Origin of the sequence: Burkholderia sp. Ed8, from assembly GCF_040761425.1 — a bacterium.
Classification (GTDB): Bacteria; Pseudomonadota; Gammaproteobacteria; order Burkholderiales; family Burkholderiaceae; genus Burkholderia; species Burkholderia seminalis.
Window position 1 is genome coordinate 133,015 of record NZ_CP142888.1, and the last position, 20,976, is coordinate 153,990.

The window sequence follows — 20,976 nt, forward strand, 5'->3', positions numbered from 1 at the left end:
GACAACCATGACCTCATCCCATCTGTTGATCGACGCCGTCGGCCCCGTGCTGCAACTCACTCTGAACCGGCCCGAAAAGTACAACGCCATCACGCTCGCCATGGGCGATACCCTGTTCGATGCGGTGCGCAGCTTCGCCGCCGATCCGGCGCTGCGTGTGCTGCTGATCCGCGCCAACGGCAAGTACTTCAGCGCAGGCGCGGACTTCACCGACATCGCCATGCCCGACCCCAAGGGCAGCAGCAGCGCCGCACGCACCTGGTACCGTAACGGACGCGGCAGTTTCCACACGATGTTCGACGAGATCGAAGCGCTGGAGAAACCCGTCGTCATCGCACACCACGCGCCTTGCCTAGGTGGTGCACTGGAGATGTCGCTGTCCTGCGACTTCCGGTTGGCCGCGCGCAACGCACGCTACTCGTTGCCCGAGATCGAGACCATCGCGACCCTGCCCGGGTCCGGCGGCGTCAGCCGGCTCACCCGTATCGTCGGTCCCCATTGGGCGCGCTGGCTCGCAATGGCGGCCAAGCCCATCGACGCGGAGCGCGCCCTCGCCATTGGTCTCGTCCACGAGGTGTTCGAAGACGATGCGTTTGACGCGGGCGTCATGGACTTCTGCAACAAGCTGGCGTCCCTGCCTCGCGAAGCCCTCGCGCTGACCAAACTGGCCATCGAACTGGCCACCGATCTGGACCGCCAGCAGGCACGCAATGTCGAGCGCCTCGCCAACAGCATGCTGTTCGTTGGTGGCGAACACAAGGAGCAGATCGCCGCCATGCGCGCCAGGCTCACAGGTGCAAAGATCTGAAGACGCCGGATAGCGCCTCACCATGACGAACCCACTTCGGAGATGCCGAGGGCGTTACCACGCATGTGTGACGCGACGGATTGCACGATTCCCAGACGATTAGGATAGTTTATGAACAAACGAGACACCGAGATCGGGCCTGCACACGCGTCGGCTCGCCCCACTTTGGATCAGGCGAAAGAGGCAGTTCGAACGCTCATTCGATGGGCGGGTGACGATCCTGAAAGAGAAGGCCTTGTTCAAACACCGGCGCGCGTCGCGCGCGCGTATCGCGAATTCTTCGCGGGATACGAATCCGACCCGATTCAGATTCTCGCTACGACGTTTTCCGAAGTGGACGGCTACGATGAAATGGTCGTGCTGAAGGACATTCGCTTCGAAAGTTATTGTGAGCACCATATGGTGCCGATCATTGGCCGCGCACATGTCGCCTACCTGCCCGATCACCATGTGGTTGGCATCTCCAAACTTGCTCGCCTTGTCGATGTCTATGCAAAGCGCCTGCAGATTCAGGAGAAGATGACCGTTCAGATCGCCGATGCGTTAAACACCGTGCTGCGGCCAAAGGGCGTCGCCGTCATTCTGGAAGCCGCACATCAGTGCATGAGCACACGGGGCGTACATAAGCCTGGCGCGTCGCTGGTGACCAGCCGAATGCTAGGTGCGTTTCGTGACGATCCCACCACTCGCCGCGAATTTCTGTCGATCGTGGGCAACAGTACGATCATGCCGTTGCCGAACAGCTGAACCTATCCATTGTGAACAAACCATGCTGTGCCGGCTGACGAACTGGATGCCGTTGTCGACGCGATAGCGAAGCTACTGGCAAATGGCACCGTGCGGGCGATTCAATGGATGAGGACGTCGGCCAATATCGGACTCAAGTAACTCGCGCATTGATTCTCGATGCGTGGATAGCGCAGGAAGGCGGTCAAACCTGACGGAAGACCATCGGGAAGCGGTGAACGCGCTACGCGAAAAGCGCGAGCGGGTTTTAAGGGCGTTGATTTGATTGCGCCGGGTACGGCGACGGAGAGAACGAATATGCAACGGATAGTGATGGTAACCGGTGGCTTCGGTACATTGGGACGCGCCGTGGGCCGATTATTCTCTAACAACGGCTGGAAGGTGGCGCTGCTCGACAAGGCACCGGCTCCAGATGAAACAAATGCGGCACAACTGAACGTGGCGTGGTGGCGCGGCGGTGTCGAGCTGACGGATCTCGACGCGGCGCGAACCGCGATGTCGGCGGCGGTCGAGCAACTCGGCGCACTCGATGTGATCGTCAATGTGGCCGGTGGTTTTCGCTGGGAGACGCTGTCCGACGGCAGCCTCGACACGTGGGACCTGATGTACCAGATGAACGTACGCACGGCGGCCGCGGCATCGAAAGCGGCACTCGACTATCTAGCCGGTGGCACACGCGGCGGCCGCATCATCAACATCGGCGCTGGCTCTGCACTGAGGGGCGGCATTGGGATGGGGGCGTACACGGCATCTAAATCGGGGGTGATGCGCTTGACCGAGGCGCTAGCCGAGGAACTCAAGGATCGGTCGATTACGGTCAATGCAGTCCTGCCCGGTATTGTCGATACGCCGCAGAATCGCAACGACATGCCTGGCGCAGATTTTTCGCGTTGGGTGCGGCCCGAGGAAGTAGCCAACGTTATTTTCTTTCTCGCTTCCGACGCAGCATCGGGCGTCACCGGCGCGTTGATTCCGGTCATCGGGCGCAACTAGGGAAACACTGATTAATCCGGCTCGGTGGTCATCGCTGACGCAGCCGAGGACGTTGTAGAAGATAGTTCACGGAACGAGCCCACGACGATGAAACGGCAAATGAGCTTTGCGGAAGCGGAAAGCGCGGGTAAGAAGCGCGTGACCCGGCGTCAGCGTTTCCTGGACGAGATGGAAAAGCTGGTGCCGTGGTCGCGATTGCTGACGGCAATCGAGCCGTACTACCCGAAAGGAACTCGCGGCCGCCCGCCGATCGGTCTGGAGCGGATGCTTCGAATCTACTTCCTGCAGCAATGGTACAGCCTGTCGGACGAAGGACTGGAGGATGCGCTGTACGACAGCATCGCGATGCGGGCGTTTGCGGGGATTGATCTGGCCGTCGAGAACGCGCCGGATGCGACCACGCTGCTGAAGTTCCGGCGCCTGCTTCTCGAACATGACCTGACGCGCAAGCTGTTCGACGAGATTGGTATATCGCTGTGCGAACGCGGGCTGATGATGAAGGAAGGCACGCTTGTCGATGCGACGATCATCGAAGCACCGCCGTCGACCAAGAATGCCGAGAGGCGTCGCGATCCGGACATGCATCAAACGAAGAAAGGCAACGAGTGGCACTTCGGCATGAAGGCGCACATCGGCGTCGACGCCGATTCGGGGCTGGTTCACAGCGTAGTCGGCACGCCCGCCAACGTGTCGGATGTTTCGCAAGCGCACGCGCTGTTGCATGGTCATGAGCAAGAGGCGTTCGGCGACGCGGGCTATATCGGCGTAGACCAGCGAAATGAAATGAAGGGCCGGTCGGTGAAGTGGCGCGTGGCGGCCAAGCGAGGAAAGATCAAGACGATGCACGATGGTGCGCTGAAGGATCTGATGATCGCGCTTGAGCGAACCAAGGCGCAAATCCGCGCGCGGGTCGAGCATCCGTTCCATGTTGTCAAGAACCTGTTTCGCCATCGCAAGGTGCGCTACAAGAGACTGGCGAAGAACACGGCGCAACTGTTCAGCCTGTTCGCCTTGGCGAACTTGGTGATTGCGCAAAACCGGCTGCGGTCGATTCATGGGAGAAGTCCGTCATGCGTGAGAGAAATGCGAGAAATACGACGCTTGCTCGGGTCAAACTTCTCCGAATGGGCGGCGCTTCGCATTGGTATCCGGCCATTCTCCGCCCACGTTGCCGACCACCTCGCGCAATCGCCTATTAATCAGTGTTTCCCTAGGTCCTGTTCACATTCTCACCAGCGGTCCAAAGGCGCAAGCAAGCACCGCGAAGGCGAGATAGTTACCGGCGAGCTTGTCGTAACGAGTGGAGACACGACGAAAATGTTTGATGCGATTGAAGAAGCGTTCGACGATGTTCCGAGTTCGATACAGCACGCGGCTGTACCGACGTTTGGTCTTTCGATTCGAACGCGGCGGGATAACGGCCTTCGCGCGCGTAGCGCGGATGGTGTTCACGAAGGCGTCCGAGTCGTAACCTTTGTCAGCAATCACGGCGCCCGTGCGCAGATGCTCGACCAATTCGTGCGCACACGAAATGTCCGAGACCTGTCCTTGCGTGACAATCATTCGCAGCGGCCGCCCGGCTTCATCAACGGCCAGATGCAACTTGGTCGTCAATCCTCCTCGTGAGCGGCCGAGCGCTTGCGGGCCGCTTTTTTTCGGGCGCCTGCCGAATGCTGGTGTGCTCGCACGATGGTCGAGTCGATCAGCACGCGTTTGATTTCCGTCTCGTCGGATACCGCATGTGCCACGCGTTCCCACACGCCTTTGCGACGCCACCGGGAGAAGCGCATGTACACCGTATGCCATCGGCCGAATTCCTTCGGCAAGTCGCGCCACGGACAACCCGTGCGGCCGATCCAGAGAACGGCCTCGACAAACCACCGATTGTCGGCTGCCGTTCGCCCCGGGTCGCCTTCCTTGCCTGGCAGGACATACTCGATTCGTGCCCATACCTCGTCGCTCAGTAATGTTCGGACCATCTTGCCTTGATCGTGCAAAAAACAAGATGTAAACACATTTCATCGAATGTAAACAGACCCTAGAAGTCTGATTTATCGAGCTGGATGCGCCGGCCGTCGCTCGGCAATGCATGTCGATTGACCACGATCGTGATCTTCTCGCGATTGCTTTCAAATGCGGTGAGCAACTGCTCGGGAGTTGCCGTGTTTGCACCGAGCTTGTCTCGAATGATGTCGACCGGGAGCTTGATCGCAACATACCCCCAACCGGTGCCATAGGCGGAGAACGACAGACTCAGATCGTCGCAGACGATGGGGTATGTCAGACGAGTGGCGGAGTCTGTCATGGCGCGTGGAGAGTGGTTTCGCATTGGAGGGTGACAGGAGTATTGCATGTGGATGTGAAAACTCAAGGCGCGTGCAACCGCCGGAAACCCTCAGTTCCCGTCGCTTGCCGCGATGGAGGCCAACGCCCGATCGCCGTCACGTTGTGCAGTGTCTTCAGCGGAAAACGTGTCAAATGAGCGAGGGGCCGCATCGACGTTGGTGGTGCATTTAGCATACAGATCAGAAACAACACCAACCCATGGTGCCGTCCGTTACTGCGAATCGGGTCCGACCGCTCAACTTTTCGCCTACACAAACATGTCAAAGCCATTCTCAAATGTCCGCCTCTCGGCTAAGTTGAAATGTCCGGGCTTACGGGCTTGATGTTTGTTTCTCTTGGGTTACAGATCACGCAGTGTCGAAGAGCGGATCCTGAACGGGCAGGGTGCTTACGCTTGCGTCACTGCCCCTTGCAGACCGGCGGCCAGGTTTGCGCGCAGGCTGTGAGCAATCGTCAATTCTGGTGTACACGGTCGGGTCAGCATGATCAGGCGGCCAGCGGTTGAGGAGCCGGTGTGCTCTCGATCACCGGGGTTCCGTCTTTGAAGGGAATGCCCTTCAGGAGCGGTTCGATCTTGTCGACGCCGCGGATCTTCCGCCAAGACTGTTCAGCGGCTTCGATGAGCTTGAACGCCATCCCGAGGAAGGTTGCGCGTGACAGACAGTTGCGTGTGCGGCCCGTGCGATGACGCACCGTCGCGAACGTCGATTCGATCGTAAGCGATCAGGTAATGACGCCCCTCTATGAATGGAGCTTCTTGGAGAGTCGCTGGCCGTCCCTCGAGAAACCATGTCGCTCGTAGAAGTGATGAGCAGCCGGTCGATGGTCGCCGCTCGTCACCTCCAACTTTACACATCCGACCTGCCTAAACCAGTGTTCTGCAGCGTCAATCAGTGCGCTACCAACTCCGTTTCCCCGATATCGCTCGTCGACGACCATGCTAGTTATGCGCCCGAGATTGCCCGCCGCGTGGAAGAGAGGTAGTGCGTGGAGGCTGATACTACCGATGACTTGTTCTCGCACGGATGCCACAATGATTTTGTCCACCGGGCTCGGACGCATCGCTTCAATCTTCTCGAGGACTAGCGCTGGAGTTGTCTGGTAGCCGAGTTGCTGCAGCAAGAGCGCGATTGTTGCGTGATCCGCTGATCGCGATTCACGGATGAGAATGTCCGATGACTTCATCACGTACACTGCTCCAAGGTAAAAGATCTTCGTAGTCGCTGAGAGTTGTTGCCTTCGGTAATGCCCTAAACAGCGAGACGAGATACCGATACGGATCGATGCCATTCGCCTTGCACGTCTCGACGAGGGAGTACAGGTTGGCGCTGGCCTGCGCGCCGGCAACCGTATCGGAGAACAGCCAGCCCTTGCGGCCGACGACGAACGGCCGGATCGCGTTCTCGCACAGGTTGTTCGAGATCGGCCAGTTGCCGTTCTCGACGTAGCGGACCAGCTTGGGCCACTGTCCGCTCATGTACTGCAATGCCTTGCCGAGCAGACTCGACGGCAGGATGCCCGGTAGATGCTCGATCAGCATGCGCTCGATGATGGAGAGCACGCGGGCACTGTATCGGACACGCAGTCGCTGCCGGGGTTCGGGCGCCCACTTCGCACTGCGCGCCTCGGCTGCGAACAGCTTACCGATCAGCACGACGAAGCGCGTCGCCAGCAGGTCCGGCGAGCGTGCCGCCTTCGGCACCGACTCCTCGGCCTTGATGAAGCCGCGGCGCACGTGTGCCCAGCATCCGAGATGCACGAGCTGGTGATCGTGGGCGATGCCGTTGTAGAGCTCATACCCGTCCGTCATCAACACGGTGCTGGGCTGCACGCCAGCATAGAGCTTCCGCGCATGTTGGGCACCGCGTCCCGGCGAGTAAGAGAACATCCGCACAGGCGGCCCCGAGCCGTTGATCTGCGCCCACAGGTAACTCTTTGCTTGCGGCCTTCGTCCCGGTTCCTTCAGCACCTGGAACGTTGTCTCGTCGCCGTAGATCAGGTCCGACTCGAGCAGCGCGTCGCGCATCAGGTTGATTACCGGCTGCGTGGCCAGTCCCACCCGCACCACGCTGGTGGCCAGCGTATTCGACGAGATGTCTCCGCCGAAGCGACGCAGCAGCGTGGCCTGACGATACAGCGGCATGCCATACTGGTACTTGCCGGTGATGATCCACGCCAGCGCGGATTCCGTGAGCAGCCCGCGAGGGATGATACGCGGCGGTGCGGGCGTGACCTTGATGCCGAGGTCGCAGCACGGGCAGGCATACTTGACCCGCTGGTGCTGAACGACGCACACTTGCTCGGGAATCACGTCGAGCTGTTCGCTCGTTTCCACGCCGATCTCGACGAGAGCATGGCCATCATGCGCGCAGAACCGTTCGGACTCGGGCAACTCGTGTCGCACGACCTCGCGCGGCAGGTTCGGATCGAGTGGTTTGCGCCCACGCTTGCCGCGCGTGTGAGCGGCGACCGATGTGCCGGGCATATCCTCGCGCGCGGGCGCGTCGGTAGTCGTCGCCAGCGCCTCGGCTTCGTTGAACAGACCGAGCTGGTCAGCATGGCGCGCTTCGCTCGATGCGCCGAACAGTTCGTGCTTGTAGGCCCGCAGTTTCTCCTCGGCCAGATCGCGCTGAGCCGTCACGAGTCGAAGCTCACCGCGCAGCGCATCGCGTTCGGCGCTCGCGGCAATCAGCGCCTCGTACTCCTCGGCGCTCAACATGACGGGATTGTTCGGCATGGCCGGTTAGACCATGTCGCCCTCGTCGTGTTCAGCTCATCCGCGCGTAATATCGCTGGGGATGCTTCTGGATCACGGCCAGGTCGATTCCGTCGAGCAGCCAGTGCAACTGCTCAGCGCTGAGCGTGATCGTGTCGCCTCCGTTCGGCCAGACGAAGCGGTCGGCTTCGAGTCGCTTGAGCAGCAACCAGAAGCCGTTGCCGCCCCAGCCGAGAATCTTGATGCGATCGCGTCGTCGGTTGCCGAACACGAACAGCGCCGAGGTCATCAGATTCAGGCGCATCGCCTGTTCGACCAGAATCGACAACCCGTTGATGCCCATGCGGAAGTCGACTGGATCGCGATGCAGATAAACCTTCAGCTCTTCGTCGAACCGGAACACGGCAGCCTCCCGAGCATCTGGATCACCGTGGCCAGCTCATCGACACTCGCCTCGCCGAGATCAAATTCGACACCATTGGACAAGCGCACATGTAACGAGAGCGCCATCAACGACGGGGCTGGTGGCAGTACTGGGGAAACGGCAGGCACGGTCGACGCAGTCGTGACGACAGGAACGAATGCCCGCGCTTCACTCATCGGAACCCGACGGGCAGTGCCCGGAATGTCGATCGATACGCCGTCGATCACCAGCGGGTCCGGCCTCGTTGGGGTTTGCAGCGTATGCTGCTGATGGCGCGAGATCCAACGGCGCAACTGATTCGGATTGACGTCATGGTCCATGGCCGCCCGGGCGATCGATACCCTCGGCTTCAGACAAACCTCGACCAGCTCCCGCACGGCATCTTCATCAAATTCCCGCCGGCCATCCCGTCTGCGGCCAACCACCAGTCTGCTTCGAAGGTCCTGTTTCTCTGTCATCACGGTCTGAGTGCATGTGTCCACGCGGACACTTAGCATCTGACCTTCTGCCTACCATTGGTAGGGCGTCGTTTATTGACTGCTTACGATTGAACGCAGCATCGCTCATCCCAGCCTGCTTGCCGACATCCTCGTTTCGAAGTATGGGGATCACGTTCCGTTGTATCGGCAAACTGCGATTGCGGCCCGCGACGGTGTGCGTCTGGATCGCGCCAACATGGCTCGCTGGATCGGTCAATGCGAAGAGCTCTGCCGACCGCTGATCGAGGCACTACGGCGCTATACGATGGCGCCGGAGAAACTTCATGCGGATGACACGCCGATCCCCGTGCTTGAGCCCGGCAAAGGGAAAACCGTGACGGGCCGCTTATGGGTCTACGTGCGTGATGATCGACGTTCCGGTTCGACACAACCCGCGGCCGTCTGGTTTGCCTACTCGCCGGACCGCCAAGGAATCCACCCTCAGACTCATCTCGCCGGATTCGAAGGTGTCCTGCAGGCGGACGGTTACGCTGGGTTCAACGAACTGTATGAGAGCAGGAAGATCCGCCAGGCAGCATGTTGGGACCACGCGAGACGCTATCTGTTCGAGGTCCACGAATCCGGCCCGTCAGAATTTACAACTCAAGTCCTTGACATGATCGGCGAGCTCTACGGCATCGAAGCCGAGATCCGAGGCAAGCCACCCGATGAGCGTCTACGTGTTCGGCAAGAAAAAAGCAAACCACTGCTCTCGTCTCTCGAAGTACGCTTGAGGGAGAAACTTGAGACGCTCTGGCCGAAGGCACCGCTGGCTGCTGCGATCAACTACTCGCTAAATCGTTGGGAGGCACTCATACTGTTCTGCGATGACGGTCGAATCGAGATCAGCAACGTGCTGGCTGAAAACGCGTTACGCTGCGTATCGCTCGGCAGGAAGAACTTTCTGTTCGCCGGTTCCGACAGCGGCGGAGCGCGGGCGGCCGCGATGTACAGTTTGCTCGGGTCATGCAAACTCAACGGCATCAACCCGCGCACCTACCTCGAATACGTGCTCACGCACATCGCCGATTACCAGATCAATCGTGTCGACGAATTGCTGCCCTGGAACGTCGCCAAGCTGCTGCTCCCAGTCCCCGGCACTGCGAACTGATCCGGTCTGCCCACGGCAGGCATAGCCTGCCGCGCTCTGCGCCGCCTGTCCAGAAAATTTTGGACGGCCCTCACGCTACGCTTACTCATGGCCGAAGTGACCGCCTGGCAAGCGCGGCCGCTCGAGCCGATGTATCCGGTGGTGTTCTTTGACGCGCTGCGGGTCAAGATTCGCGAAGACGCCGTGGTGCGCAACAAGGCGATCTACCTTGCGCTGGGCGTTCTGCCCGACGGCACGCGCGATATTCTGGGCTTGTGGATCGAAGGCACCGAAGGCGCCAAGTTCTGGATGAAGGTGTTCAACGATCTCAAGACACGTGGCGTTCACGACATCCTAATCGCCGTGACCGACGGCCTCAAAGGCATGCCCGAGGCGCTGGCTGCCGTGTTTCCGGCGACCACGCTGCAGACCTGCATCGTTCACCTGATCCGCAACAGCCTCGATTACGCCAGCTGGAAAGACCGTCGAGGATTAGCCGCAGTGATTCGCCCAATCTACTGCGCACCGAGTGCGGAGGCGGCTCAGGCAGAACTCGACGCCTTTGCCGCAGGGCCATGGGGCCAGAAATTCCCGACAGTCAGTGCGGCATGGCGCAACGCCTGGGATCGTGTGATTCCGTTCTTCGCGTTTCCGCCGGCGGTTCGCAAGGTTATATACACTACGAACGCCATCGAGAACATCAACTCGCAGCTGCGCAAGATCATCAAGACTCGAGGACACTTCCCGACCGATGAGGCTGCCACCAAGCTCATCTGGCTGGCACTGCGCAACATCACTGCCGATTGGGAGCGTGCTGCTCATGACTGGAAGGCGGCTATGAACCAGTTCGCCATCCTTTACGAGGATCGATTCGTTCGACCATCCGTGTGAATCTCAACCCGCCTTGAACACGGAAATCCTGACACCCCCATTCTCGATAGCCGTCACTGAGCGCGACGCGTTCCTTCTCGCCAGTCGGTTTCACGCCGATGATCACCAGCAAGCACTGTCCGTCGGCATCCTCGGTGCGGGCTTGCGTATGAATGCCGTCGGCCCACCAGTAGACCCAGCGCGACGCTGCCAGGTCGCGCTTGTTCCACTGCTCGTACTCGTCCGACCACGCGGCCTTCAGTCGGCTCACGGTGTTCGCCGACAGGCCCTTGGCCTGCTCGCCGAGCAACTCGGACAGCGCCTCGCTCATGTCGCCCGTCGAGACCCCGCGCAGGTACAGCCACGGCAGTGACGACGATATGCGTGGCGACTTGCGCACGTAGGGCGGCACGATTGTCGAATTGAACTTCACACTCGAGCCCGAGCGATCGCGGACCTTCGGCACCTGGACCGGCACCGGACCGACGGCCGTGACGATCTGGCGCTCCGGCAGGTAGCCATTGCGCACGACCGCCTGTCTGCCGTCGATCGTTCTCACGTTCGAATACTGCTCAAGCAACGTCGCCAACTCCGCCTCGATCGCCTGCTGGATGATCCGCCGCGCCCCTTGCTGGATCAAATCGTCCAGGCCGGGCGTGCCCTTGATGTCTGCTTCTGTTGCTTGACTGCTGTTCGCTTCATGCGTACGTTTCGCCATGGTGGTGGGTTCCGATTGTCGGGTTGTTACCTTGGAAAGCAACATTCTCCTTCAATCGCCACCGCCTTCTCCCGCCTCCTTCCCGTCCCGTACACCAGATTCGACAATAACTCGCAGGCTGTTGGACCTGTCTGCGTTCGGCGAGATCCACGATCACTTTCTCGACATCGGCCTGCGTGAACTCACGCTGCTTCTTTTTGTTCGGCTGAGTGGTGTTGCGATTCGTCTTGGTCGAGTCGCCTCGATGCGTTCGAGACGGTGCCTTACCGATTCGGCTGTTATCGCGCTGCGCCTGAAGCGCTTGCGCGATCTGCAGCACGTGACTCAGACGCTTGTGTTCGACGATGGCACCTTGATCGATTTCGGCCAGCCGGTCGTACTGCCTGCACGGCAACACGCGACCCTCTGTTCGGAGTTCGATCCGCCCATCCGGGTACTCCCACACCTCGATCTGCCGGTCGATCAACTTTCGATTCTCCGGCGTGTCCTCCAGCAAGTACATTACCCGGTCGTACTGCACCGTGAGCGACCTCGTCACTTTTCGCGGCTCGCGCCACGTCAGCACCAAGTCAAGATTCTCATCGGCGCGCAACGGTCGGTGCACATTGAAATCGCTCTTCGGCGGCTTCGCAAAACGTGCGTTGTACGCGGCCATGAAGGAGGGCGCATACGCATTGGCGTCAGCCACCGTGTTGATCCCGCGCAATCGCATCTCCTTGACCAAGCGATCCTGCAACGTCAGATGTGCTCGCTCGACTCGCCCCTTGGCCGGACTGCTGTTCGCGTAAAACGTGTCGATGTTCAGCTCATACATCGCGCGGCCGAAGTGCGTCACCCGATTACCAGTCTTACCTGGCGTTACGTTGCGGAACACGCTGTACTTGTCGCTATAGAACGCCCCCGGCTTGCCGTGGCACTCAATGTACGCGCGCGTCGCCTCGAAGTAGCTGAAGGTCGATTCGGTCTGCGTGAAGTGCAGCATCATCAACCGGCTCGTCGCGTCGTCGACGTACACCAGCAGCGTGCAGGCCGGCGCCCGATCCTCGAACCATCGATGGTCACTGCCATCGATCTGGATCAGTTCCCCCAGGCACGCGCGTCGCGCCCGCGGTTGATAAACCTTCGGTGGCCGCTGCCGGCGCGGCACCCACAGGCCAGCGTCGGACATCAGCTTCCGGACCGTCTCCTTGGCCAGCCGAATGCCGTGACATTCCCAGAGCTTCTCGCAGGCCAGCGTCGGGCCAAAATCGGCGTAGCGATCACGGATGATCGACTGCACCCGGTCAGCCGTCGTGCTGTCCAATCGATTGTTGCTGGGCTTCGCGCGTCGTTGAGACACGAGACCTTGCGGCCCGTGCTCACGCAATCGGCCGACCAGTCGCCGAATCTGCCGCGTTGTCAGCCCGAGTCGCTCGGCCGCGCGCCACGGCTGAAGCTTGCCGTCCGCGACGTCCTGAATGACCTTGAATCTGTCCAGCTCGCGCATCGTCATCGTGATCCGTTCCGTTCCAGCCATCAAAGCCTCCGGCGCTGGATTCCCAGCGGCCGATCAGCTTACGATGGGTCGAAAAGCGGACATTTGAACTTGGCTAGAAGCGGACATTACAACTTAGCCACTACAAACAAAAAGTTCGCTAGATATACTTATGTCAAGTTTTATGGTAATCCGAGTCATGTGTCGGCATGTCCTTAGAGGCGTTACAAACGGACGAGCACCGTATGCCCCCGTGACCTCATTGCCGTCTGATCCAATCGAGTAACGACTGATACCGCCCATTGGCGCGGCAGTCTTTCCCTGCCAGTAAACCCATGTACAATCGCGCGCCATGAACGCACTTCGCCGCTTCCTGCTCCGGCAAGGCGTCGCGCGACAGCTTCTGTGGGGGTTTCTCCTTGTAACGCTGCTGTCCCGCGCGCTGATGTCAGGCGCCGTAATGCTCGATCCGGACGGTCCGGATGCGGGCTCGGTGGTGCTGTGTTCGGGGCGCGGCCCGCTTATCGTAGACGTGGCAGCACTCGCTGCCCGAATCGAGGCGGGTGCGCCGATCATGCCGGCCAACGATGCGTTCGCGCTCGCCGGCGCGCTGAAGCGTGATGCACATCTCGGCAAAGCAGCGTCGTCCGCTGACGACGACAGCCTCTGCGCGTTCGGTGCGGCGCTGTTCACGGCGTTGGCGTCGGTCGCGCTGCTGGCTCTGTTGGTTCCCTCGGCGGCACCTCAACGGTTCCGGATTCTATTCGACATCCCTCGCGTCGTGCGGTCGGTATTCGACGATCGCCCACCCTGCCGCGCTCCTCCTCTGTTCTAGTGATCGATTTGCCTGATGGCCTGCGTACGGCAACGGGCGCCGATCATCACGCCGTTCGTTTCCCATCATCCGATTCAAGCGATCACCCGACAGCGCCCGCCGTTTTGGCGACGTCGCCATGCGCGCCATGACCGCCCGTGCATGACGTGTCGTCGTCCGTTTCGCCGCCGTGCGCACGCGGGTGTGCCGCGTGTCGACGGCGGCCGACCGCGAGCCGGCCCGACCGATCGACGAACACGAGGAGCTGACACCATGTCGACCACCGTCGAGCGGGCGATCTCGTCCGCCCAATCCGCCCATGCCGGCTACCGGACGCTCTGGCGCTGGCACTTCTATGCCGGCCTGTTCGTCATGCCGTTCCTGGTGGTCCTCGCGATCACCGGAACGCTCTATTGCTTCCAGCCGCAGATCGAACCGCTGCTGTATCCGCACCGGCTGGTCGTCGAGCCGCGCGCCACGCCGCGACTCGATGCCGACGCGCTGCTCGCGAGCGCGCGCACCGCGCTGCCGGCCGGGGCGACGCCGCTGTCGGTCCAGGTCTCGACCGCGCCGGACCGCAGCGCCGAATACGTGTTCCGGCTGCGCGACGGCAGCCGCGAGAGCGCATACGTGAACCCGTACGACGGCAGCGTGCTCGGCACGCTGAGCGTCGAGAACCGCTTCATGCAGATCGACCGGATGCTGCATCGCAAGCTGCTGCTCGGCAAGACGGGCGAGTTGCTGATGGAGCTCGCCGCATGCTGGACCTTCGTGATGATCGGCACCGGCATCGCGCTGTGGTGGCCGCGCGGCGCGGCACGCGTCGGGCAGGCACTGCGCCCCGACCTGTCGCTGCGCGGCCGGCCGCTATGGAAAAACCTCCACGCGACGGCCGGCATCTGGCTCGCGGCCGGCACCGTGGCGTTCATCCTGACGGGGCTGCCGTGGTCGGGCTCGTGGGGCAAGAACTTCAAGGCGCTGGCCGCAACCGTGAACCTCGGCGCGTCGGAAGGCGCCCGGGGTGGCGGATCGGTGCGCTCGACGCGCCCCGGTGCCGCCGCGGCGCCCGCGCCTGCCGAGGTCGCTGCGCCGCCCGGCCACCACCATGAATCCGGCGAGTCGATGCCGGGGATGGTGATGGACGACCTGCCGTTGCCGCAAACGCCGTGGGCGGTCGGCAACGTGCCCGTCCCGCATTCGCCGTCGGCGCCGACGCCGGCACCGCTGCCGCTGGCCCGCGCGATCGCGATCGTCGCGGGTCTCGGCGTGACGAGCGGCTATACGCTCGCGCTGCCGTCCGGCGCGGACGGCGTGTTCACCGCGTCGTACTTCCCGGACGACCCGAAAGCCGAGCGGACGATCTACATCGACCAGTACAGCGGGGCCGTGCTGAAGGACATCCGCTACGACGACTACGGCGCGGTATCGCGCGCCGTGTCGTACGGCACGGCGCTGCACATGGGCCGCTACTTCGGGCTCGCGAACCAGATCATCTGCGCGGTGCTGTCGCTCGGGCTGGCCGCGATGGCCGTCACCGGCACCGTGATGTGGTGGAAGCGCCGGCCGGCCGGCAAGCTGGGCGCACCGTCGCGCGAACGCGGCACGCCGCCGATGCGCGGCTGGATCGCCGGGCTCGTGCTGCTCGGCATCGTCTTCCCGCTGATGGGGCTGACGATCGTCGCGGTCTGGTTGATCGACCGTCTGCTGTTCGGCCGTGCGGCACGCGCAGCGGCCTGAATCATCGCGCGCCGGCGCACGCGGCGCGCCGACGCGACAAGCCCGGGCCACCGCGTGGCTCGGGCTGTTCGCGCTCGTGCTCGCCCTCGTCGCGCCGCTGATCTCGCAACTGCGCGCAGCCGCACCCGATGACGGCTGGCCGGCCGCGCCGATCTGCTCTGCAACCGGCAACACGCTTGTGGCGCACGCGGAATTGCCTGCGCCGTCCGCTTCTCCATCCGATTCGCCGTCTGACAAGCATTTCGACCGCTGCGGCTATTGCGGCCTGCTCGCCGGCCATCCACCGCTGCAGTACGCGGTGTTGCTCTCCGCCTCCCCGGCCGTGCGGCATGCGCTGCCCGCGCCACTGATCCCCTCTGCCCGCCACCCGTCGAAGCGCTATGCGCTCGCCGCGCGCGGGCCGCCTTCCGCCCGCGCCTGACGCACCTCGCGACCGCGGCGCCGCATACCGCGCGGCGCCGTCCGCTTCGCCTGCCCGCCCTGCCGGTGCCCGATGCCGAGCCCGCGCGCGTGACCACGCGCGGCGGCCGGCGCCGCGCATGGCGCGCATCGCTTCCGTTTCACCATCGTCACCATAACCATACATACAACGACATGTTTACTTCGACCCGTATTGCCGCCGCGCTGTCCGGCGCGATCTCCGTTCTCTTCGCGTCGGCCGCATGCGCGCAAGGCGCCGACGCGCCGGCCGATGCACCTGCCGCGTCGACGCTGCCTGCGATCAACGTCAACGCGACCCGCGCGTCGGACTCGCTGACCTCGAAATCGACCGGCAGCCTGAAACGCACGCTCGAACAGACGGTCGGCTCCGTGGGCTTCGTCGATGCCGACAGCTACCGGAACACCTACGCCTTCACGCTGCGCGACGTTCTGAAGGACGTGCCCGGCGTGTTCGTCGAGAACCGCTACGGCCAGGAGCTGCGGCTGTCGATCCGCAGCTCGGGAATTGCCCGCTCGTACCACACGCGCGGCCTCGAGATCCTGCAGGACGGCATCCCGACCAACCTCGCGGACGGCAGCGGCGACTACTACCAGATCGATCCGCTCGCGCTGCAGGCCGTGCAGGTCTACAAGGGCGGCAACGGCCTCGCGTACGGGGCGTCGACACTCGGCGGCGCGATCGACTTCATCACGCCGACCGCCCATACCGCCGACGCGCCGAACATCCTGCGCGTGGAAAGCGGCAGCTACGGCACGGTGCGCACCAGCGCGCAGATCTCGCGCGTGCTGGGCCCGCTCGACTTCCTCGCGAACTTCAGCGTCAATCACGCGGACGGCTATCGCGATCATTCGAAGGGGCAATACGAGCAGTTCAACGCGAACGTCGGCTACCGGTTCAGCCCGGCCGTCGAAACGCGCTTCTACGTCGGCGTGTACGTCGTCGACCAGTTGCTGCCGGGCACGCTGTCGCTGTCCGACGCACTGAACAATCCGACGAAGGCCGCGCCGAACGCGATATCGGGCGACCAGGCGCGCAACACGCGCACCGAGCGGATCGCGAACCGCACGACGGTAAAGCTCGATTCGGGCGAGTTGCAGTTCGACACGTGGGCCATTCACAAGAGCCTTTACCACCCGATCTTCCAGGCGCTCGACCAGGACGGCTGGACCTACGGCTTCGCGCCGCGCTACACGGGCCACCTGACGCTCGGCGGGATGCGCAACGACCTGATCGTCGGCGCGCGCTTCTTCGGCGGCCGCACGCAGGCGAACCAGTACGTGAACGTCAACGGCAACAAGGGCGCGCAGACGCTCGACTCGACGCAGACCGCGTTCAACTACGAGGCGTATGTCGAGAACCGGCTGTTCTTCGTGCCGACCGTCGCGCTGATGACGGGCGTGAAGGTGCTGCATTCGGTGCGCGAGTACATCGACAACGGCGGGCTGCCGCGCGATCCGAACTACAAGTCGACGAACGCGAGCTACAGCGGCGTCAATCCGAAGCTCGGGCTGCTGTGGCAGCCGGATGCGCACACCCAGGCCTACGTCGACATCACGCGCAGCCAGGACGTGCCCGACTTCACCGACCTCACGCAGACCTTCTCGAACACGACGCGCTTCACGCCGCTCACGGCCCAGCACGCGTGGACGATCGAGTTCGGCACGCGCGGCGCGCGCGAGCGTGTGAGCTGGGACGTGACCGCCTATCGCTCGCTCGTGCGCGACCAGCTGCTGCAGTACACGACGAACCCGGATGTGCCGGCGTCGACCTTCAATGCGAACAAGACGGTGATGCAAGGGATCGAGGCCGGCGCGTCGGTCGAGTTGCTGCGCAACGTCACCGGGCGCGGCGTGGGCGACAAGGTCACGCTGTCGGGCATCTGGAACCTGAACGACTTCCGCTTCAAGAACGACCCGCAGTACGGCAACAACCGGATCGCCGGCGTGCCGCTGAACGTGCTGCGCGCGACGCTGGGTTACGCGCGGCCGAGCGGCTTCCACATCGCGGCGACGCTCGACTGGGTGCCGTCGGGCGCGTGGGCCGACGATGCGAACACGTTGCGCGTGCCGAGCTACACGCTGCTCGGACTGCAGGCCGGCTACGACTTCCGCAACGGGCTGTCGCTGTTCGTCGACGCGCGCAACCTGACCAACAAGCGCTATGTGAGCGACATCAGCACGGTCGCGGACGCGCGCACCGCGAACACCGCGATCTTCTATCCGGGCGAAGGGCGCAGCGTCTTCGCCGGCATGCGGTACGCGTTCTGATGAAGCACGCGAATTCCACCACGTCGAACCATGGGGGTTGGTATGAATGCTCGCCTTTCCATGCTTGAACGCATCGTGCGGCACCGGCGGTCGTTGAACATCGCGACCCTCGTCGTGGTCGGGTTGTGGGCAGGTTGGATTGCGTGGATCACGCGGCCCGCTGCACTCGACGCACTGCCCCGAAATGCCGCGTGGTGCACACGAGCGACGGAGTGAGCGGCTCCGTCGCATGGCACTCGATCCCCTAACCGCCCCGCGCCGCAGCGCGGGGCGCAATTCAACACATTGCCCACTTCCATCATGAAGCGATTTTTTCCGATCCACTCGCTCGCCGGGCGGATCGCATGCGGCATCGCGCTCGCAGTTGCCACCGCGAATGCATGTGCTGCCGACGCCCCACCCTCGGCCGCCATGCAGATCGCGCAACTGCTCTCCCGCACCTACGACAGCGCCGACAGACATGTCGTGACCGAGGCCGTCGCCCTTGCCGGCAAGTTCGCGATCGCCGACTGGGCGCAGCGCGACATGGCCGGCCGTGCGCTGCTGCGCGTTGTGAACGACCACTGGACGATCGTCACCTGCGGCGGCGCTGCGTTGAAGGATCCCGCGTGGCTGACGGATGCCGGCGTGCCGCCAGCGGATGTGCACGTGCTGCTGTCCCGTCTCGCGGATGCCGAGCAGCCGATGCTTCCGGTCACGGTCGCGCGTTTCGACCGATTCCGCATGCCCGCGGACGTGCCTTCCGCATCGGGCGGCGTCGCACATTGACGTCACGACCCGGCGTGCCGTGGCCACTGCACGCCGGGAATCGTCCCGCTTCCCATCAACCGAACCAGAGTTTTTGATGAGCATTCCACATACCCGGAGAGCATGGCTGGCTCCCGCATGCATCGCGATCGCGATGACCGCACAGGCCGAGCCCGCCGCACAACCTGACGGCGAGCGCGACGACGCCGAGCCTGCCGATATGCGCGGCAGCCACACCTCGGCCGCACCGAAAACCGATTCGGTCGCGGCCGGGACCGGCGACTCGACCTTCATACTCGGCACCATCGACGTCAGCGGCACGCGTACCGGCGTATTGCCGTCCAGGAACATCCTCACCTCTGTCGATCGCGTCGACGCCGAGCATCTCGAGAACCAGAACGTGCGCAGCCCATGGGAGCTGTTCGGCCAGTTGCCGGGCGTGCTGCTGACCGACTTCAACCAGGGCACCACTTCAGGCAAGCTATCTTTTCGCGGCTTCAACGGCGAGGGCGAGATCAATGCGGTCAAGCTGCTGATCGACGGCGTGCCGTCGAACAGCAACGACGGCAACATGCCTTTCATGGATGCCGTGTTTCCGCTCGAAATCGACTCGCTCGAGACGGTGCGCGGTACCAACGACCCGCGCTATGGGATGCACGCGATCGCTGGCAGCGCATCGATCGCGACACTCACGGGTGGGACCTACGCGCGCGGCCGGATCGGATATGGCAGCTACGACACGTTCGATGCGGAAGCGGTCGCCGGCCATGAAACCGACACGTTCTCGCAGAACTACGCGTTCGGCTACCGCAAGTCGGACGGCTACCGCGATCACTCGGGATCGGACAAGGTCGGCGCGGCCGGCAAGTGGTTCTACAGCCCAACGGCTGACGTGCGTGTCGGTTTCTCCGCACGCTACGCGCGCGTGTCGGCCGACGAGCCTGGCTATCTGAGCGGTGCGGACGCACGCGCTAATCCGCGCACCTCGTATGAGTTCAACTCGACCGATCAGGCAACTCGCGAAACGGGACAGTACGCGCTGTCCGCCGACGTCGATCTCACAAACCAGCTGTCGTGGTCGACCATCGCGTACCTGAACACGTTTCGCGAGCGCCGCTGGGTCACGTACTCTTCGGCGACCAGCCAGCAGGAGCGCTTCTCCGACGAGCGACATCTCGGCTTCCTGAGCACGCTGACGTTCCGTCCACGCGTGAGCTGGCTGCGCGATTTAGCGCTGGAGGCCGGTGTGAGCGGCGAGTGGCAGGACGATGTCAGCCGGCGCTGGCTCACCGACCACCACGTGCGCACGTCGCAAACCCGCGATCAGGCGTTCTCGTACGACACCTGGGGCGCATACGTGCAGGCCGTCGTGAAGCCGGTGGATGCGCTGAAGATCGTGCCGGCCTATCGTGTCGACGTGTTGAGCGGGCAGCTCGCCAACAACCTGAGCGGGGCGCGCTACGACATGAACGGCTATGGCGTGATCGGCCAGCCGAAAGTCAGTGCGGTCTATACGCCGTGGCATGGCTACAGCGTGTATGGCAACTACGGCCGTTCATTCCAGGTCGGCGTCGGTGCCGGCGCGTACAAGATCCCGCCGCGCACCGGGGATCTCGCGCCGTCGATCAACGACGGCTGGGAGCTGGGCGTGAAATTCCAGCCGGCGGACTGGCTTGACGGCCGCCTTGCCTACTGGGAACAGCTCGCAACCAACGAGGTACGCCGCAAGCTGAACGACCCGACCGGTGACTACGACAACCTCGGCAAGACGAAGCGCCACGGGGTCGATCTGCAGGCCAACCTACGTGTGGCGCGGGATGTCAGGCTGTGGCTCGGGTACACGTACCAGATGGCGCGCATCGTCGATCCGGGGCCTGCGAGCCCGGCGAGTGCCGGCAAGCAGGTCGATCACGTGCCGAACCATCTGGTGTCGGCCGGGATCGACTGGCGGGTAACGCCTGAGCTCGACGTGTCGGCGTGGGGCAATGCGCAGAGCGCGTATTACCTCGAGCAGACCAACTCGACCGGCCGCTTCGGCGCGGCGGTGACCGTCAACGCGCGAGGCGCCTATCGCGTATCGAAGCGGGCCACCATCGAGCTGCAGGTGACGAACCTATTCAACCGATTCAACGAATACGTCTGGTACGACGGCTCGCAGACTCTGCATTCGCCGGCACCCGGCCGCGCCGCGTTCGCGTCGCTTACCGTGCGCTACTGACGCGTCACGGGCATGCGTTCAATCGACAAGGAAAATTCCGTATGGTTACGATGGCATGGCATTACACGGTCATGTTGCACTTCGAG

The 20,976-nt window shown here is 62.9% G+C and carries 16 protein-coding genes and 5 pseudogenes; 12 read left to right on the plus strand and 9 right to left on the minus strand.

Annotation, left to right across the window (positions count from 1 at the left end):
* Positions 1–7 precede the first annotated feature (7 nt).
* From VXM69_RS33560 to VXM69_RS33575, 4 genes and pseudogenes are all read left to right on the plus strand, one after another.
* On the plus strand, positions 8–808 hold the full coding sequence (locus VXM69_RS33560) for an enoyl-CoA hydratase/isomerase family protein (RefSeq protein WP_175907688.1): 801 nt from the start codon (positions 8–10) through the stop codon (positions 806–808).
* 111 nt (positions 809–919) lie between these two features.
* Positions 920–1,555 carry a GTP cyclohydrolase I FolE gene (gene folE / locus VXM69_RS33565; protein WP_175907686.1) on the plus strand — a complete coding sequence of 212 codons (636 nt, stop codon included), beginning with the start codon at positions 920–922 and terminating at the stop codon, positions 1,553–1,555.
* Positions 1,556–1,852: 297 nt separating this feature from the next.
* Positions 1,853–2,548, plus strand: coding sequence for an SDR family NAD(P)-dependent oxidoreductase (locus VXM69_RS33570; RefSeq protein ID WP_175907684.1), 696 nt, complete (start codon positions 1,853–1,855; stop codon positions 2,546–2,548).
* Between the two features lie 87 nt (positions 2,549–2,635).
* Positions 2,636–3,622 (plus strand): annotated as a pseudogene (locus VXM69_RS33575) (IS5 family transposase); the annotation flags it as partial.
* A gap of 147 nt (positions 3,623–3,769) precedes the next feature.
* On the opposite strand, the gene VXM69_RS33580 reads toward VXM69_RS33575, so the two are convergent.
* From VXM69_RS33580 to VXM69_RS33610, 7 genes and pseudogenes are all read right to left on the minus strand, one after another.
* Positions 3,770–4,527, minus strand: a protein-coding gene (locus VXM69_RS33580; RefSeq protein ID WP_150123401.1) for an IS5 family transposase whose coding sequence is annotated in 2 segments (ribosomal slippage) — positions 3,770–4,206 and positions 4,206–4,527 — 759 coding nt in all. Because the reading frame shifts where the segments join, the coding sequence is not laid out codon by codon here.
* A gap of 59 nt (positions 4,528–4,586) precedes the next feature.
* Entirely contained in the window at positions 4,587–4,853 is a 267-nt protein-coding gene (locus VXM69_RS33585) for a hypothetical protein (protein WP_175908225.1), read from the minus strand.
* Positions 4,854–5,380: 527 nt separating this feature from the next.
* Positions 5,381–5,608, minus strand: a pseudogene (locus VXM69_RS33590) (IS256 family transposase); the annotation flags it as partial.
* Positions 5,609–5,635: 27 nt separating this feature from the next.
* Positions 5,636–6,079, minus strand: a complete 444-nt coding sequence (locus VXM69_RS33595) for a GNAT family N-acetyltransferase (protein ID WP_175908223.1) — start codon at positions 6,077–6,079, stop codon at positions 5,636–5,638.
* The gene (locus VXM69_RS33600; RefSeq protein WP_367190389.1) at positions 6,051–7,631 is read right to left on the minus strand and encodes an IS66 family transposase; all 1,581 of its coding nucleotides are present in this window, start codon (positions 7,629–7,631) and stop codon (positions 6,051–6,053) included. The genes VXM69_RS33595 and VXM69_RS33600 overlap by 29 nt, the downstream gene beginning before the upstream one ends.
* Before the next feature lie 31 nt (positions 7,632–7,662).
* A complete protein-coding gene (gene tnpB, locus VXM69_RS33605; RefSeq protein ID WP_121863073.1) occupies positions 7,663–8,013 on the minus strand; it encodes an IS66 family insertion sequence element accessory protein TnpB in 351 nt (116 codons plus the stop codon).
* Positions 7,989–8,531: a transposase gene (locus VXM69_RS33610; RefSeq protein ID WP_367190390.1), complete on the minus strand. Its 543-nt coding sequence runs from the start codon at positions 8,529–8,531 to the stop codon at positions 7,989–7,991. Before VXM69_RS33610 ends, tnpB begins: the two co-directional genes overlap by 25 nt.
* Positions 8,532–8,580: 49 nt before the next feature.
* Between VXM69_RS33610 and VXM69_RS33615 the strand changes: the two are divergent.
* Positions 8,581–9,624, plus strand: a pseudogene (locus tag VXM69_RS33615) (IS66 family transposase); the annotation flags it as partial.
* 45 nt (positions 9,625–9,669) lie between these two features.
* Positions 9,670–10,494 (plus strand): annotated as a pseudogene (locus VXM69_RS33620) (IS256 family transposase); the annotation flags it as partial.
* A gap of 40 nt (positions 10,495–10,534) precedes the next feature.
* On the opposite strand, the pseudogene VXM69_RS33625 reads toward VXM69_RS33620, so the two are convergent.
* A pseudogene (locus VXM69_RS33625) lies at positions 10,535–11,236 on the minus strand (transposase); the annotation flags it as partial.
* Entirely contained in the window at positions 11,172–12,707 is a 1,536-nt protein-coding gene (locus VXM69_RS33630) for an ISNCY family transposase (protein ID WP_367190391.1), read from the minus strand. The gene VXM69_RS33630 and the pseudogene VXM69_RS33625, both read right to left, overlap by 65 nt.
* A gap of 310 nt (positions 12,708–13,017) precedes the next feature.
* Here VXM69_RS33630 and VXM69_RS33635 point away from each other — a divergent pair, with 310 nt between their 5' ends.
* The 6 genes from VXM69_RS33635 to VXM69_RS33660 all read left to right on the plus strand — a co-directional run bounded on the left by VXM69_RS33635 (position 13,018) and on the right by VXM69_RS33660 (position 20,890).
* Positions 13,018–13,500 (plus strand): hypothetical protein, encoded by a 483-nt coding sequence (locus VXM69_RS33635; protein ID WP_175907874.1) that lies wholly within the window; start codon positions 13,018–13,020, stop codon positions 13,498–13,500.
* 252 nt (positions 13,501–13,752) lie between these two features.
* A complete protein-coding gene (locus VXM69_RS33640) occupies positions 13,753–15,216 on the plus strand; it encodes a PepSY domain-containing protein (protein WP_175907876.1) in 1,464 nt (487 codons plus the stop codon).
* Between the two features lie 76 nt (positions 15,217–15,292).
* On the plus strand, positions 15,293–15,637 hold the full coding sequence (locus tag VXM69_RS33645; protein WP_175907878.1) for a DUF2946 family protein: 345 nt from the start codon (positions 15,293–15,295) through the stop codon (positions 15,635–15,637).
* Positions 15,638–15,810: 173 nt separating this feature from the next.
* A complete protein-coding gene (locus VXM69_RS33650; RefSeq protein ID WP_175907880.1) occupies positions 15,811–17,925 on the plus strand; it encodes a TonB-dependent receptor in 2,115 nt (704 codons plus the stop codon).
* Between the two features lie 300 nt (positions 17,926–18,225).
* Entirely contained in the window at positions 18,226–18,693 is a 468-nt protein-coding gene (locus VXM69_RS33655; RefSeq protein ID WP_175907882.1) for a copper uptake system-associated protein, read from the plus strand.
* 76 nt (positions 18,694–18,769) lie between these two features.
* Positions 18,770–20,890 (plus strand): TonB-dependent receptor, encoded by a 2,121-nt coding sequence (locus VXM69_RS33660; RefSeq protein ID WP_175907884.1) that lies wholly within the window; start codon positions 18,770–18,772, stop codon positions 20,888–20,890.
* The last annotated feature ends 86 nt before the right edge of the window (positions 20,891–20,976 follow it).

What these genes read in the sequence shown, in the direction of transcription:
- VXM69_RS33560 (WP_175907688.1), top strand. Translation starts at nt 8, where the DNA reads ATGACCTCATCCCATCTGTTGATCGACGCCGTCGGCCCCGTGCTGCAA.
- folE (WP_175907686.1), top strand. Translation starts at nt 920, where the DNA reads ATGAACAAACGAGACACCGAGATCGGGCCTGCACACGCGTCGGCTCGC.
- VXM69_RS33570 (WP_175907684.1), top strand. Translation starts at nt 1,853, where the DNA reads ATGCAACGGATAGTGATGGTAACCGGTGGCTTCGGTACATTGGGACGC.
- VXM69_RS33585 (WP_175908225.1), bottom strand. Translation starts at nt 4,853, where the DNA reads ATGACAGACTCCGCCACTCGTCTGACATACCCCATCGTCTGCGACGAT.
- VXM69_RS33595 (WP_175908223.1), bottom strand. Translation starts at nt 6,079, where the DNA reads ATGAAGTCATCGGACATTCTCATCCGTGAATCGCGATCAGCGGATCAC.
- VXM69_RS33600 (WP_367190389.1), bottom strand. Translation starts at nt 7,631, where the DNA reads ATGCCGAACAATCCCGTCATGTTGAGCGCCGAGGAGTACGAGGCGCTG.
- VXM69_RS33610 (WP_367190390.1), bottom strand. Translation starts at nt 8,531, where the DNA reads ATGCTAAGTGTCCGCGTGGACACATGCACTCAGACCGTGATGACAGAG.
- VXM69_RS33630 (WP_367190391.1), bottom strand. Translation starts at nt 12,707, where the DNA reads ATGGCTGGAACGGAACGGATCACGATGACGATGCGCGAGCTGGACAGA.
- VXM69_RS33635 (WP_175907874.1), top strand. Translation starts at nt 13,018, where the DNA reads ATGAACGCACTTCGCCGCTTCCTGCTCCGGCAAGGCGTCGCGCGACAG.
- VXM69_RS33640 (WP_175907876.1), top strand. Translation starts at nt 13,753, where the DNA reads ATGTCGACCACCGTCGAGCGGGCGATCTCGTCCGCCCAATCCGCCCAT.
- VXM69_RS33650 (WP_175907880.1), top strand. Translation starts at nt 15,811, where the DNA reads ATGTTTACTTCGACCCGTATTGCCGCCGCGCTGTCCGGCGCGATCTCC.
- VXM69_RS33655 (WP_175907882.1), top strand. Translation starts at nt 18,226, where the DNA reads ATGAAGCGATTTTTTCCGATCCACTCGCTCGCCGGGCGGATCGCATGC.
- VXM69_RS33660 (WP_175907884.1), top strand. Translation starts at nt 18,770, where the DNA reads ATGAGCATTCCACATACCCGGAGAGCATGGCTGGCTCCCGCATGCATC.